Source organism: Azospirillum humicireducens, from assembly GCF_001639105.2.
In the GTDB taxonomy this organism is placed as follows: domain Bacteria; phylum Pseudomonadota; class Alphaproteobacteria; order Azospirillales; family Azospirillaceae; genus Azospirillum; species Azospirillum humicireducens.
In genome coordinates this window covers 266,673-281,220 of record NZ_CP028907.1, presented here as the reverse complement: position 1 = coordinate 281,220, position 14,548 = coordinate 266,673, and the positions used below count along the sequence as shown (strand labels likewise).

At 71.3% G+C, this 14,548-nt stretch carries 8 protein-coding genes; 6 read left to right on the top strand and 2 right to left on the bottom strand.

Translation table 11 applies throughout. From position 1 onward, the window contains the following. Positions 1-97: 97 nt before the first annotated feature. The gene (pfkB, locus tag A6A40_RS28445; RefSeq protein ID WP_108549194.1) at positions 98-1,048 is read right to left on the bottom strand and encodes a 1-phosphofructokinase; all 951 of its coding nucleotides are present in this window, start codon (positions 1,046-1,048) and stop codon (positions 98-100) included. Beyond that, positions 1,045-3,591, bottom strand: a complete 2,547-nt coding sequence (gene ptsP, locus A6A40_RS28440) for a phosphoenolpyruvate--protein phosphotransferase (protein WP_108549193.1) — start codon at positions 3,589-3,591, stop codon at positions 1,045-1,047. Before ptsP ends, pfkB begins: the two co-directional genes overlap by 4 nt. 272 nt (positions 3,592-3,863) lie before the next feature. Here ptsP and A6A40_RS28435 point away from each other — a divergent pair, with 272 nt between their 5' ends. From A6A40_RS28435 to A6A40_RS28410, 6 genes are all read left to right on the top strand, one after another. Further along, positions 3,864-4,889, top strand: coding sequence for a LacI family DNA-binding transcriptional regulator (locus tag A6A40_RS28435; RefSeq protein WP_108549511.1), 1,026 nt, complete (start codon positions 3,864-3,866; stop codon positions 4,887-4,889). Between the two features lie 617 nt (positions 4,890-5,506). Further along, entirely contained in the window at positions 5,507-6,874 is a 1,368-nt protein-coding gene (locus A6A40_RS28430; RefSeq protein WP_108549192.1) for an oligosaccharide flippase family protein, read from the top strand. Positions 6,875-6,903: 29 nt separating this feature from the next. Continuing rightward, positions 6,904-8,775 carry a glycosyltransferase gene (locus tag A6A40_RS28425; RefSeq protein WP_108549191.1) on the top strand — a complete coding sequence of 624 codons (1,872 nt, stop codon included), beginning with the start codon at positions 6,904-6,906 and terminating at the stop codon, positions 8,773-8,775. Beyond that, positions 8,772-10,943 (top strand): hypothetical protein, encoded by a 2,172-nt coding sequence (locus A6A40_RS28420; RefSeq protein ID WP_108549190.1) that lies wholly within the window; start codon positions 8,772-8,774, stop codon positions 10,941-10,943. Before A6A40_RS28425 ends, A6A40_RS28420 begins: the two co-directional genes overlap by 4 nt. 66 nt (positions 10,944-11,009) lie before the next feature. Continuing rightward, positions 11,010-13,334 (top strand): GumC family protein, encoded by a 2,325-nt coding sequence (locus A6A40_RS28415; protein WP_108549189.1) that lies wholly within the window; start codon positions 11,010-11,012, stop codon positions 13,332-13,334. Between the two features lie 53 nt (positions 13,335-13,387). Then, positions 13,388-14,545: a glycosyltransferase gene (locus A6A40_RS28410; protein WP_108549188.1), complete on the top strand. Its 1,158-nt coding sequence runs from the start codon at positions 13,388-13,390 to the stop codon at positions 14,543-14,545. The last annotated feature ends 3 nt before the right edge of the window (positions 14,546-14,548 follow it).

Here is a 14,548-nt window from a genome sequence, read left to right as displayed (position 1 = left end):
ACTGTGTTGAGTCCACTGTGTTGAAATTCGTCCAATGCCATCGGCAAAGCAAAGTCGGCACGGACGGATCGACCGCGCCCCGATCAGTCGGCCCCGATCAATCGAGCGCGGTCAGCGCCACCTGTGCGGCCAGCGACCGCACCGTCGCCCGATCGGGCAGGTTCGGGCCGAAGCAGCCGAGCTTTGCCGCGGCGAAGGCCACCGACAGGCGCGCCACATCCTCCAGCCCGCCATTGATCTGGAAGGCGGCGATCAGCCCGGCCACCATCGCGTCGCCCGCCCCGACGGTGCTCAGCGCCGTCACCGGCGGCAGCCGTCCGTGCAGCGCACGCTCGCCGCTGACGAACAGCGCGCCGTCCGCCCCCAACGAAACCACCACCACCGCCACGCCGCGCCGCTGCAGGCCGCGCGCCGCGTCCAGAAGATCCGCGTCGGTCGGCAACGGCCGGCCGGCCCAATCCTCCAGCTCGTGGCGGTTCGGCTTGATGCAGTGGGGCAGCGCGCCGGTGGAGGCCAGCGCCGCCGCCAGCGGGGCTCCGCTGCTGTCCAGCACCACCCGCGCGCCGGCCGCCGAGAAATCGGCGGTCAGCCCGGCATAGGCGTCGGCCGGCAGTCCGTCGGGCAGGCTGCCGGCCAGCAGGACCGGCGTTCCCGGCTCCAGCAGCCCCAGCACGGTCTCGCGCACCCGGTCAAGAGCGCCGGCATCGGCGCTCAGACCCGGCAGGTTGATGTCGGTGGTGTCGTTGGCGGCGAGATCGGCGATCTTGATGTTGACCCGCGTCTCCCCCGGCAGCCGCAGGAAGGCGTCGGCGATGCCCTTGGCCTGGAACAGCGCCTCGAACGGCGCCGCGTTGCCGCTGCCGAGCAGGCCGGTGGCGGCCACCGGCGTTCCCCAATCGGCAAGGCAGCTGGCGACGTTGACGCCCTTGCCGCCGGCATTGTGGCGCACCGCCTTGGCGCGGTGGACGCTGCCGGGCTTCAGCGCCTCCACCGTGATGGTCTGGTCGATGGCCGGGTTCAGCGTGACGGTGACGACCGGTTTCGTCATGACGCACCCCCGTCCAGCGCCCGCACCTCGTCGGAGGATTCGCAGTCCAGCGCGCGCCGGGCGAGATCCCGCAGCCCGGCGAGGTCGCTGTCGCGCAGCCGATCCTTGACGCCGGGGATGTCGCGCGGGGTCATCGACAGCTCGCGCACGCCCAAGCCCGCCAGCAGGGCGGCGCCGAACGGGTCGCCGGCGATGCCGCCGCAGACGCCGACCCAGCGGCCATGCTTCTCGGCACCGTCCACCGTCATGCGGATCAGGCGCAGCACCGACGGGTGCAGGCTGTCGGCCTCGGCCGCCAGTTCGGGATGCTGGCGGTCGATGGCCAGCGCGTATTGCGTCAGGTCGTTGGTGCCGATGGAGAAGAAATCGACATGGCGGGCCAGGACGTCGGCCTGGATGGCGGCGGCCGGCACCTCCACCATGATGCCCAGCGGCACCTCCGGCGCATCCAGCTCCGCCCGGATACGGTCGCAGACGTCGCGCAGCGTCTCGATCTCGCGCAGGGTGGTGATCATCGGGAACATGATCAGCAGCGCACCCGGCTTCGCCCCCTTGGCGGCACGGTAGAGGGCGCGCAGCTGCGGCTCCAGCAGTTCCGGATGGCGCAGCAGCAGCCGGGCGCCGCGCACGCCGAGGAAGGGGTTCTCCTCATGCGGCAGATGCAGGTGCGGCACCTGCTTGTCGCCGCCGATGTCGAGCGCGCGGACGATCAGCGGACGGCCGTCCAGCGCCTCCAGCATCGCGCGGTAGGTCTCGTACTGCTCCTCCTCGCCGGGGGCGTCGCCGCGCTCCAGGAACAGGAACTCGGTGCGCATCAGGCCGACGCCTTCGGCACCCTGGGACAGGGCCATGGCCACCTGATCGGGCCGGTTGACGTTGGCGCCGATCTCCACCGTGTGGCCGTCGCGGGTGCGGGCCGGCAGTCCGCGCCGCTCCTCCTGCTGGGCCTTCTTGACGCGCTGCTCCTCGATCCAGCCATGGGCGGCGGCGAGGTCGGCGTCCGACGGGTCCAGGTACAGGCGGCCGGACTGGCCGTCGAGGATGGCGGTGGTGCCGTTGGCAAGCCCGGTCAGCGCGCCACCGCCCGCCACCATCGCCGGCAGCCCCAGCGTGCGCGCCAGGATCGCGGTGTGGGAGGTCGGGCCGCCCTGCGCCGTCGCCAGCCCGATGACGCGCCCCATGTCGAGCGCCGCCGTGTCGGACGGCGACAGGTCGTCGGCGACCAGGATGCAGGGGCTGTCCGGCAGGTCGCGGATCGAGCCGCCGCGCAGGTCGGGGTCGATGCGGGTCAGCACCCGGCGCCCGACGTCGCGCAGATCGGCGGCGCGGGCGGCCAGCACCGGGTTGGGGTTGGCGGCCAGCGTCGCAGCGCTGCGTTCCACCGCCTCGTTCCACGACCAGCCGGGGCCATGTCCCTCCACCATCAGCTGGCAGGCCAGCGTGATCAGGTCGGTGTCGTTCAACAACTCGGCCTGAGCCGCGAAGATGCCGGCCTCCGCCGGACCCAGGCGGCGGGCGGTGTCGTCGGCCAGCGCCTTCAGCTGCTGGCGGGTCAGGTTCAGCGCCTCGTGCAGGCGGTTGCCGCCCTCCAGCAGCGGGGCCGGGCGGTCGGGAACGGTCAGGTCTGCCTTCGGCATCACATGGACCGGACCGATGGCGAGGCCGGGGCTGGCGCCGATGCCGGCGACCACGGGCATATCGCGGCCGCCATTCGTGCCACCGGCCGCGGCCGGAGGCGTCCAGCCCTGCACCACCGCCTTGGCCTTGCGCGCCGCGGCGGCGGCATCCGCCTTCTCCCGTGCGCTCAAGCCGGTGATCGTCGCGCGCAGGCGGTTCAGCACGGCGCGCGCATCCGCACCGTCGGCGGACACGGTGATGCGGTCGCCGGGCCGCAGGCCGAGCTGCAGCAGGGCCACCAGCGTCTTGCCGTCGGCCACCTCCCCGCCATGGCGGATGCGGACGCGGCCGGCGGCGGCGCGGGCGGCCTCCACCCAGGCGGCGGCGGGGCGGGCATGCAGGCCGGTCGGGTAATCGACCACCCATTCGAAACTCTCGGCGAGATCGCCCGCCTCGGAGACCGGCGCCACCGGCATCGCGGATTCGTCCGACAATGCTGCGACCAGATCGGCCGGATCGCTGGTGGTGAACAGCGCGCCCAGCCGCTGCTCGTCCTGCATCAGACGGGTCAGACGGCGCAGGATGGCGATGTGGGCATCGGACTGCGCGGCGATCGCCACGACCAGCCTTGCGGTCTGCCCCTCGTTCCAGACCACGCCGCCCGGCACCTGCAGGATGGCGATGCCGTTGCGGCGGACCAGATTGCGGTCGTCCACCATGCCGTGCGGGATGGCGACGCCATGGCCGAGGAAGGTGTTCGCCACCGATTCCCGCCGGATCATGCTGTCGGCATAGGCGGGATCGATGCAGCCCGCGGCGATCAGAAGCTGAGCCGCCTCGCGGATCGCCGCGTCCTTCCCGGCCGGGGCGGCGCCCAGGCGGATCAGATCCGGGGGAAGGCTAAGGGGGTGCGTGTCGGTGGCCATGGCGACCGTCTCCTCCGCATGTTCTTGTGTGAACTCTTGAGACTGAGTGAAAACGATTACAGTTCCGCTGTCAACGCTTGTTGCATTGCAGCATATGGACTTTTATGGATGAACGGCTTGTCATTCGCAGGAAAATGGCGGATGTTCAGACGAAGTCACTGGAAACGTTTTCAGAAGGCTTTTCAAAATCCGCGGCGCCCTGGTCATCCCCGGCCGGCACCGCTAAGGTTGCCCCCCGCAATCGGGGCACCCTCCACATGATCGGTCTGGACATGAGCGTCTCGGGAAAAGCCGCCGGCATCAAGGATGTGGCCCTGGCCGCCGGCGTATCGGTCGCCACCGTGTCGCGTGTGCTCGGCAACGGCCCTGTCAGCGAAGCGCTGCGCAAGCGGGTCGAGGACGCGGTGCGCGCCACCGGCTATCGCCCCAACCTGTCGGCGCGGCGCCTGCGCTCCCAGCATTCGCAGACCATCGGTCTGGTGGTGTCGGACATCCGCAATCCCTTCTTCACCGCCGTCAGCCGCGCGGTGGAGGATGCGGCCTACCGCGCCGGCATGCGCGTCATCCTGTGCAACAGCGACGAGAATCCGGAACGGGAGGAACTGTATCTCCGCCTGATGCAGGAGGAGCGGATCACCGGCCTGATCTTCGCTCCCACCCGCAGCACGCTGGACCGGCTGGATGGGCTGGAGCTGGATTTCCCCATCGTGCTGATCGACCGCAACGCACCGACCGGGCGACATGATGCGGTCGTGCTCGACAACCCGCGCGCCGCGGCGATGCTGGTCGAGCATCTTCATGCCCAGGGCTACCGCCGCATCGCCGGCCTGTTCGGCAACACCAGCACCACCGGCCAGGAACGTCACGACGGCTACCGCGCCGCCATGACTGCCCGCGGCCTGACGCCCGCCGCCCGTTTCCTCGCCCCCTATGCCGACGCGGCGGAGGAGGCGGTGGTGGAGTGGATGGCCGAACCCGAGCGGCCGGAGGCCTTCATCGTCAGCAACAGCCTGTTCCTGATGGGCGTGGTGAAGGCGGGCCGCCGGCTTGGCCTGTCGATCCCGGACGGGCTGGCGGTCGCCGGATTCGACAATGAACCCTGGACCGAGCTGGTCGGCCCCGGCCTGACCGTGATCGAACAGCCGGTGCAGGACATCGGCCGGTCCGCCATGGCCCTGCTGTTCGAACGGCTGGAGGAACCCGACCGCCCCAGCCGCCGACTCGTCCTCGGCGGCACCTGCATCCTGCGCGGCTCCACCGCCGCCCGGACGACCATCCGTTCGACCGACGCGGACTGACCGTCCGCCCGGCGCTCCCTGCCGGCGCTTGGGACATGGATCGAAGGTTCCATTTCACCGCCTCCCACCTCTGGGGGCGGAGCGCAGGGGCGCGCTTGCTTCACCGGCCGTGTGCTGCCGGTCCATGTCCGGGGTAATACCACCGCTGTGAAATTGGCATCCCCGCCAATCGATATCCGAAAGATTCGTCGGGACTCCATTTATTCGCCAACGAACGCTCAACAAAAAATACCCTTGCGGTGTGTGGGAAGAACAGTTCCAAAAGCGGCGTTGACCATCACCGCGGTCTCCTACTACCGTTCGATGTGCAAATGCGAAAGAACAAGCCCGCTCAAGACTGAATAACGCTGTCCGAGAGAGTTTGTTTCTTCACGGGAAAGCAATCGAGATCAGTCGGAATTTTGTTGGCTGCGCCAGCAATTTTCACGCGGACGCCGGCGTAATCGGTTCCGCGACTGAACATCCGGGCCACTGAAAGGGATCGACCGTCCACCGCACATGCCCATCGCCGCAGCCTCGGGGGAGGGGCCGGCGCCGAATCCCGGACAAGAGCCGCGACGCCGCCGGGATGACGCGGGACCGACGCTTCAGGGGACACCAACGGGGGTGAGAGCGTAATGCAACATGGTTCCTCCGGTCAGGCTGCGGCGGCAGCGCCGGCCCGGCGCAGCTTCGCGCGGGACGGTGTCGCCACCATTCTCGTCACTGCCGCCACCATGGGGCTGGGCCTGCTGACCGGCATCCTGGTCGCCCGTACCCTGGGGCCGGACGGCCGGGGGGCGCTGACCGCGGTGCTCACCACGGCGCAGCTGCTGGGCTGGCTGTTCGGCATGGGCTGCGGCAAGGCCGTCACTTATGCGCTGTCCCGCGACCCGAGGGCCGGCGGGCGGCTGCTGACCACCTGGACGCTGATGCTGCTGCCGGTCGCGGCGGCGGCGGTGCTGGCGGGCCACCTGCTTCTGCCGACCCTGCTGGCGGCCCAGCCGACGGAGACGCTGGAGCTGGCCCGCCTCTATCTGCCGATGATCGCGCTGGCGCTCCTGTCGGAGCTGATGCTGGGGCTGGTCCTCGGCGACCAGGATTTCCGCAGCTTCAACGCGCTGAACTTCCTCCAGCCGGCCGGGGTCGCCGTCTCCTATGCCCTGCTGTGGGCCGTCGGGCTGTTCACGGTCGAGACCGCGGTGATCGCCCAGGCGGCGATGAGCACGCTGGTGCTGGTCGCGGCCCTGCTGATTCTGCTGCGGCGCCACGGCATCGGCCGGCCCGACCTCGCGCTCGGCCGCAGCACCGCCTGGTATGCGCTGCGCACCCACGGCGACGTGGTGGGAGGCGTCATCACCCAGCGGTTGGACCTGCTGATCATCCCGGCCTTCCTGCCGGCGGCGCAGGTCGGGCTCTATGCGCTGGCGACCAGCCTGTCCTGGCTGATCGTCAACCTGTCGAGCGCGCTCGCCACCGTGGTGATGCCGGCGGCCACCCGGCGCGGGCGGTCGGGACGCGATCTGGTGATGAACAGCCTGCAGGCGACCTTCGCCGTCGGCGGGGTGCTGGGGGGCGGGCTGTTCCTGTTCGCCGACATCGCCATCGGGCTGGTCTACGGCCCCTCCTTCGCCGACAGCGCGCTGCCGCTGCGGCTGCTGCTGCCGGGAGCGGTGCTCTATGCCGCGGCGTCGATCCTGCTGAACGGCCTCTATGCCGAGAACCGGCCCTTCACCGCCACCCTCGCCAATCTGCTGGGCATGGCGGTCACGCTGGGCGGCCTGCTGCTGTTCCTGCGCAGCGGCGGGATCCTGGCGGCGTCGGTGGTGTCCACCGTCGCCTATGCGCTGGTGTTCGTCGCCGCCGCGGCGCTCTACCGGCGGGCAACCGGGCTGCCCTGGCGGGCCTTCCTGCCGGACCCGGCGCTGCTCGCCAGCCTGCCGCGCCACCTGCTCAACAAGCCGCCGCCGGCCGCCGCCACCGCGGCCGGACGCACCGGCGAATAGCCTGACATCGGAAATCGAGGAAACCCACAATGCGACTGTCGCTCTTGACGCCCGAATATCCGCCCGGCGAAAAGCTCGGCGGAATCGCCACCCACACCCACACGATGGCGCGCGCACTGACCAGACTGGGCCATGCGGTGCAGGTGGTGACGCCATGGAAGGCCGGCGGGCCGGCCGCGGGCATCGCGATCGAGGACGGGGTGACGGTGCAGCGCGTCGATCCCGGCCCGCGGATCCAGCCGATGCTGGACCGCTTCCGCACCAACCGCCGCTTGGCCGACGCCGTGCGCTCCTTCAATCCCGACGTGGTCCATGCGGCGGAGTTCGATGCCGACGCCTGGTGGCTCACCCGCTTCAGCACCATCCCGGTGGTGACGCGGCTCGCCACCCCGACCGGCATGGTGGTGGACACCAACACCGGCAGCTGGGGTCCGCACACCCACCTGCTGAACGCGCTGGAACGCGACCAGACCAGGCGCAGCGCCGCGATCTACGCCTCCACCCGCGCCATCGCCCGCCGGGTCGCCGACTACTGGCACATCGCGCCGGAGCTGATCCAGGTCATCCCCAACAGCATCGACCTCGCCGCGGTGAAGGCCGCCGGGGCTGGTCAACCGCCCATTCCCCTGCCTGGGCGTTTCATCGCCTTCTTCGGCCGCCTGGAAGGCCGCAAGGGCATCGCCGCCCTCGGCCGTGCCATCCCCGCCGTGCTGGCCGCCAACCCCGACCTGCATCTGGTGATGGTCGGCGGCGAGGACCCGGCGAGCGCCGCCGTCATCGACCAGTTCCGCCGCGACGTGGCCCCGGTCGCCGACCGCGTGCACTTCACCGGCGCCCTGCCGCGCGAAGACGCGCTGGCGGTGGTGGCGCGGGCGGAACTGGCCGTCGTGCCGTCGCTGTGGGAGAGCTTCGGCTTCGTCGTGGTGGAGGCGATGGCGCTGGGCGTGCCGGTGGTCGCCAGCGACTGCGGCGGCTTCCCCGAGATCGTCGAGAACGGCCGCTCCGGCTGGCTGGTCCCGCCGGGCGAGGCGGCGCCGCTGCGCGACGTGCTGATCGCCCGGCTGGCCGACCCCGCCGGCCTGAAGGCGGCGGCCGATGCCGGGCTGGAGCGCGCCAAGACCTTCGACGTCGAGACGGTGGCCGCACAGGTCGCCAGCCTGCTGGAGCATGCCAAGGCGGAGCGCACGCAGGCCGCCAGCTCCGGCATCTACAACAACGGCTACCGCCGCCATTTCCGCCCCGACCACCCGACCACCCCCTTCTACCGCATCTATGACGAGAAGCGGCGCGCGGTGGCGGCGGAGCTGGAGCGGGCGCCGCGGATGCGCATCCTCGACGTCGGCGGTGGCTATGGCCGCATCACCGGCCCCTTCGCCGAGCGCCACGACGTGACCCTGGTCGACATCTCGCACGAGATGCTGGCCGAGGCGAAGGAGCGCTTCCCCGCCCTGGCGGTGCAGCAGGCCGACGCCCGCAAGCTGCCCTTCCCCGACGACAGCTTCGACCTCGTCATCGCCATGGATCTGCTCTGCCACCTGCCCGACCTGGAGGCCGGCGTGCGCGAGCTGCAGCGGGTGGTCAAGCCCGGTGGGAGGATCGCCTGCGACACCACGAATGCGAACCCGCTGTGGGTGATCGCCTATCCCGGCTACTACCGCTGGCGGCCGGACCGGCTGCTGGCGACAATGCGCTGCCACGGCGTCCTGCCGGAATGGAAGGCGCTGGTCCGCCACCACTGGGCGCCGGAGATGCGCAAGGCCATCGCCGCGACCGGCCTGACCCTGCAGAAGACCGACCATTTCGGACCGCCGGGGGTGGCGAAATGGCACCTGTGGTGGTGCAAGCGCGGCATTCAGGCGGGCAGCACCCTGAGCAATGGGCCGGAGGGGCGCGCATCGTGACGAAACCGCCCCTGCTCCTCTTCCTCGCCCATGGCGGCGACCCGCACCGCGTCGCCATGGCGCCGGTGCTGGCCGCCGCGGCGGACCGCGCCGGCTGGGCCTTCGACCTCTACTATGACGGTCGCCGCAGCGGCCGCCATTTCGGAGGCTGGGAGGACGGCAACCGCACCGAGGCGACCGGCACCGGCAGCCTGATGGCCGGCGGCAGGCATCTGGATCATGCGCTGTGGCTGACCACCCGCTACCGCGTCGTGGCGTTGGGCGACCCCGCCTCGCCGCTGTGGCCGGTGGTGGAGGCTGGCGGCGAGTGCGCCCTGCGCAGCAGCGACCCCGCCGCCCTCTATGAGGCCGCCTTCCGCCTGCTGGGGCAGCCGCTGCCGGCCGAGGTCGCGGTGCTGGACATGGCGCCGCAGACCCCGCTCGGCATCGTCGCCGCCCCCTTCCTCTACCCGCGCCTGCTGGCCGAACCACGCCTGGGCATCGACGCCAGCGCCGACGCGGGCCTGCGCGGGCGGCTGGAAGCCTTGGGCGCCCGTCGTTTCGTCGGCCTCTATGTCGATCCGGTGCGCGCCCGCCATTTCCCCGGCGGCCTCGACGCCGTGGAGGGCAAGGTCGCCGGCGAAAGCTATGCCAGCTTCAGCGCCGGCCTTGCCCATCGCCATGCGGAGTGGGGCCGCGGCACCCTGCTGGGCGACCCCGACCTGATCGCGGCGCAGCTGCCGATGGCGGCGGCCAAGCGGCTGCTGCCGCTCTACGGCCGGCCGCAGACCGACGTGATCGACCGTGCCGCCGACCTGATCCGCGCCGGTGCCGACCCGGTCTACGGCCGGCAGTTCGACGACCACGACTTCTTCGCGCTGGGCCGGCTCGGCCGCGGGCTGCAGATCGTCGATCCCGACCCGCCCTTCGCCAGCGCCGCCGCGGTGCCGCTGCGCATCCCGGAACCGCCGCAGCCCTTCACCGAGTACGAGCCCGACGACGCCACGCTGCGCCGCTGGGCGGATGAGGGGCGGGTGCTGACCACGCTGGTGCTGTGGTCGGGCATGATCCGCGAGTTGCACTGCATCCCGCGAATCCTCGATCTGGTGGCGGCAACCGGCCTGCGCTGCGGTCTGGTGGTCACGGTCGACAGCCTGACCCAGGCCAGCCCCGCCGACCTCGCCCTGCTGGCGGTGCCGGAGGAGCGCGGCGGCGTGCTGGGCCGGGTGGAGCTTCTGCTGGGCAGCACCGGCCGCGGCGTCTGCGCCGAGGGCGAGATGCAGGCGGAGGAACTGGCCCGCCTGCTGGCCGACGCGCGGGCGGAGGTGGCGACCATGCTGCCGCCCGGCCTGATGCCGCGGGGCTGGTGGCCGCTGGTCGACTCACCCCTGGTGCCCGGCCGCACGCCGCGCCTGCATTGGGAGGAGGGCCGCCCGGTCCTGCGCATCTCCCCCCGCCCCCGCCCGTCGGAAACGCCGGCCGCCAGCGCCGAAGCTGCCGAGAGCGGAGCCGCGGCGTCGCGCATCGCGCCGCCCACTCCCCGGACCGCCGCCCCGGCGATGGATGCCCGGCGCATGATCGGCAACGCGCTGCGCCGCTACCGGCTCGACCGCTTCTACGAGGCGTGGCGGCCCTACGACGACGCCCGCCCCGGCCCGGTCCGGCCCGACATTGCCGCCGCCGTGCGTTCCGCAGGCTTCGACTACATGTGGACCAAGGCCGGTTTCGGCAGCGCCGCGCCGGCCCTGGTGGACGGCGATTTCGTCGCCCTACCCTTCACCGCCGGCGACTGGGACGGCTGGTCGCCCTTCTACACCATCCGCAACACCGCACAGGTCCGCTCGGCCGAACTCCGGCTGACCCGCGGCGGCAAGCCGGGATGGCTGGCGTCCAACATCGACACCATCCTGTGGCTGCTGCCCGGCGAGGTTCTGGAGAAGGGCCGCGCGCTGTTCCAGGTCGCCCAACTCGTCGCCGGGGGCGGCGGAACCGGCAAGCTGGTCAACGTCACCCCCAACACCGTCGCCCGCTACGCCCGCATCCTGGCGGAAGCAAGGACGGGACAGCGCCCATGGTCGGAGCAGCCGTCCGGCACGGCCGGAGCCGCGTACGAGATCGCCGCATCCAACGCCGCATCCGCCGAAGCAGCCCCGACCAAAGCCGCAAAAGACCCGGCCGAGGTCGGCTGAGCCGCCGCCCGTTCCACCCATCGGACTTTCCCGCGCACAGTCAGTCGAGAGAGAGGAGTTCAGCCCATGGAAGCACCGGAACACCGCCTGCCATCCGGCGCGGCCGGTTTCGCCTCCGGTCTGGTCGCACCGCCGGTCGGTTCGGGCGCCGACAAGGTCGACGTCAAGCGGCTGGCTCAGACGCTTTGGCGCCAGAAATGGCTGATCCTGGGCATCACCGCGGTCCTGTGGCTGCCGGCGGTGCTGCTGGTCAATTCCATGACGCCGCTCTATAGCGCCTCATCCGTGGTGGTGATCGACCCGCATCCGAACCGGGTCATCAACATCCCCTCGGTGTCGGAGCCGATGGGCATCTATCAGGACACCGTCAACACCGAGGTCGAGATCCTGCGATCCCGCGATCTCGCCCGCCGGGTGGTGGAGGCGCTGAAGCTGGGACAGGAGCCGGAATATGCGACGACCGCCGCCAAGCCCGGCCCGCTGACCCCGCTGCTGGAGGACGGCCGCGCCCTGCTGGCCGACGTGGCCGGCGCCCTGCCGGAACCGCTGTCCGCCATGCTGACGCCGCCGCCGCGCCCCGCCGCCCCCACCGGCGACGCCGCCGAGCTGGAAAGTGCCCGCCTGATCGACGCCTTCCAGAAAAATCTGCGGGTCAGCCCCGGCGTGCAGTCGCGCGCGATCCGCATCACGGTGGAGGCCAAGGATCCGCAGCTGGCCGCCCGCGCGGCCAACGCCGTCGCCGACGCCTACATCGCCCTCCAGGTGGAGGCGAAGCGCAACGCCACCCAGCGCGCCAGCGAATGGCTGCAGAGCCGGCTGGACGAACTGCGCCAGGACATGACGACCACCGGCCGCGCCGCGATCGAAGCGATGCGCTCTGAAACCGGCATGGTGAAGGGCCGCGACGCCCCACTGGTGAACGAGGAGATGTCGGCCCTCAACGCCCAGCTGGCGGAGGCCCGCACCGCCCACGCCAACGCCCAGGCCCGTCTGCGCCAGCTGCAGGCGGTTCGTCCCGGCAATCCGGAATCGCTGGCCGGCGCCGACATCGGCGGCGATCCGCTGATCACCGGCCTGCGCCAGCGCCAGGCGGCGCTCAGCGCCCAGCTGGCCGAACTGCGCGCCCAATATGGCGACCGCCACCCGGCGCTGACCCGTCCGGCCGCCGAACTGCGCGACCTCAATGCGTCGCTCGCCACCGAGGTCGACCGCGTCGTCCGCGGCCTGCGCGGCGAGGTGGAACAGCAGGTCGCCAAGATCCAGGACCTGAGCCGCCGGATGGAAGGGCTGCGCACCGAATCCTTCGACACCCTTCAGGCCGATGTCCGCCTGCGCGAACTGCAGCGGCAGGCCGACGCCTCCGACGACAATTACCGCCGCGCCGTCACCCGCCTGAAGGAAACCCAGGTGCTCCAGGCGCTGGAGATGACGCCGGACGTGCGGATCGTGTCCTCCGCCTCGGTGCCGACGGGTCCGGTCGGGCCGGGCAAGACGGTGCTGGCCGGGTTGGCCGCGGTCGTCTGCGGCGCCATCGCCACCGGAATCGCTCTCGTGCGCAGCATGGGCCAGCGCGGCGTCTACAGCTCCCATCAGGTGGAGGCCCTGCTGGGCCTGCCGGCGGTCGGCATCGTGCCGCTGCTGGGCCGGACCAAGCGGGGACGCAGTGGCGAGGCCGCCCGCGATCCCTATGCGGAGACCGGCGGCAGCGACTTCGCCGAAGCGGTCTGGCGGCTCTGCGCCCGGCTGCGGCTGGTCCGCACCGGTGCCGAGACGGCAACCGCCAAGGGCGGCGAGGTCATCATGCTGACCTCGTCGGTCGCCGGCGAGGGCAAGACGACGCTGGCGGTGGCGCTGTCCGCCTTCCTGGCCGATGCCGGCCGCCGCGTGGTGGTGGTCGATTGCGACACCCGCCGGCCCGCCGTCCACCGCCTGCTGGGCAACGGCCGGCCGCCCAGGGGCCTGACCGACCTCCTGGGCGGCGACGCCACGCTGGATCAGGTGCTGCATCTGGACGAGCGCCGCCGGGTGGCGGTGATCGCCGCCGGCCGGCTCGTGGACCGGCCGCAGACCCTCCTCGGCTCCCAGGCGATGCTGTCGCTGCTGGTCGAACTGTCCGAACGCTACGACGTGATCGTGCTCGACACGCCGCCGGTGCTGTCGGTGTCCGACGCGCTGATCCTGGCGCCGCTGGCCGACCGCATCCTCTATGTCGTGCGCTGGGCGCGCACCGCCTCCAGCCTCGCCGGGGCCGGTATCAGGCAGGTGCGGCAGGTCGGCGGACGGGTCGGCGGGGCGGTGCTGTCGATGGTCAACGCCCGCGAACACGCGAACCTCGAATATGGCGCCCGCCCGCCCGGCGGCCGCTCCTACCGCCTGCGCCGCATCGCCTGACCGGCCGTTTCGCAGCCTTTCGCGAAGGCCAGCCCCTTGCCGGAGAACCCACCATGAAAGTCGCGATCGTCCATTACTGGCTCGTCGGGATGCGCGGGGGTGAGAAGGTTATCGAAGCCCTGTGCGAGCTGTATCCGGAGGCCGACGTCTTCACCCACGTCTATCGGCCGGAGCGCATCTCCCCGGTCATCCGCAGCCACCGGGTCACCACCACCTTCATCGACCGGCTGCCGATGGCGCACCGGATGTACCAGAAATACCTGCCGCTGATGCCGCTGGCTCTGGAACAGCTCGACCTCAGCGCCTACGATCTGGTGATCAGCAGCGAATCAGGCCCGGCCAAGGGCGTGCTGACCCGGCCCGACGCGCTGCATGTCTGCTACTGCCACACGCCGATGCGCTATGTGTGGAGCGGCTATCACGACTACCTGTCGTCTGCCGGCCCGGTCATCCGGCCGCTGATGCCCTACGCCATCCACCGGCTGCGGCAGTGGGATCTGGCGACCGCCGCACGGGTCGACCGCTTCATTGCGAACTCCGAGACGGTGGCCCAGCGCATCTGGCGGGTCTACCGCCGCGACTCCACCGTCATCAACCCGCCGGTGGAAACCCGCCGCTTCGCCACTGCCGAGGCGCCCGGCGACCATTACCTGTTCGTCAGCCAACTGGTGTCCTACAAGCGCGCCGACGTGGCGATCGAGGCCTTCAACCGCATGGGCCGCAAGCTGGTCGTCGTCGGCGAGGGCGAGGAGTTCCGCCGGCTGAAGCAGATGGCCGGGCCGACGGTGGAACTGCTCGGCCACTGTTCCGCCGCCGAGCTGGACCGGCAGTATGCCGCCTGCCGCGCCCTGGTCTTCACCGCCAACGAGGATTTCGGCATCGTGCCGGTGGAGGCGATGGCCGCCGGCCGGCCGGTGATCGCGCTGAACCGCGGCGGCGCCACCGAAACAGTGAAGGACGGCCTGTCCGGCCTGTTCTTCGACCAGCAGACGCCCGAAGCGCTGATCGAGGCGGTGGAGCGGTTCGAGGCGCAGGAACGCCGCTTCGACCCCGCAGCCATCCAGTCCTATGCCGCCCGCTTCGACGGTGCCGTGTTCAGGACGCGGCTGCGCGAGACCATCGACAGCTGGATGAACGGCGAGGAGCCGTCCCTGGCCCCGGCACGGGCCGCTGTCCACAGCGCCCGCGGGCGGGAGCTGGCCCCGGCATGAATG

Excerpts from the sequence above, each read along its gene's own strand:
- A6A40_RS28415 (WP_108549189.1), top strand. The coding sequence starts at position 11,010 with ATGGAAGCACCGGAACACCGCCTGCCATCCGGCGCGGCCGGTTTCGCC.
- A6A40_RS28410 (WP_108549188.1), top strand. The coding sequence starts at position 13,388 with ATGAAAGTCGCGATCGTCCATTACTGGCTCGTCGGGATGCGCGGGGGT.
- A6A40_RS28435 (WP_108549511.1), top strand. The coding sequence starts at position 3,864 with ATGAGCGTCTCGGGAAAAGCCGCCGGCATCAAGGATGTGGCCCTGGCC.
- A6A40_RS28430 (WP_108549192.1), top strand. The coding sequence starts at position 5,507 with ATGCAACATGGTTCCTCCGGTCAGGCTGCGGCGGCAGCGCCGGCCCGG.
- A6A40_RS28425 (WP_108549191.1), top strand. The coding sequence starts at position 6,904 with ATGCGACTGTCGCTCTTGACGCCCGAATATCCGCCCGGCGAAAAGCTC.
- ptsP (WP_108549193.1), bottom strand. The coding sequence starts at position 3,591 with ATGGCCACCGACACGCACCCCCTTAGCCTTCCCCCGGATCTGATCCGC.
- pfkB (WP_108549194.1), bottom strand. The coding sequence starts at position 1,048 with ATGACGAAACCGGTCGTCACCGTCACGCTGAACCCGGCCATCGACCAG.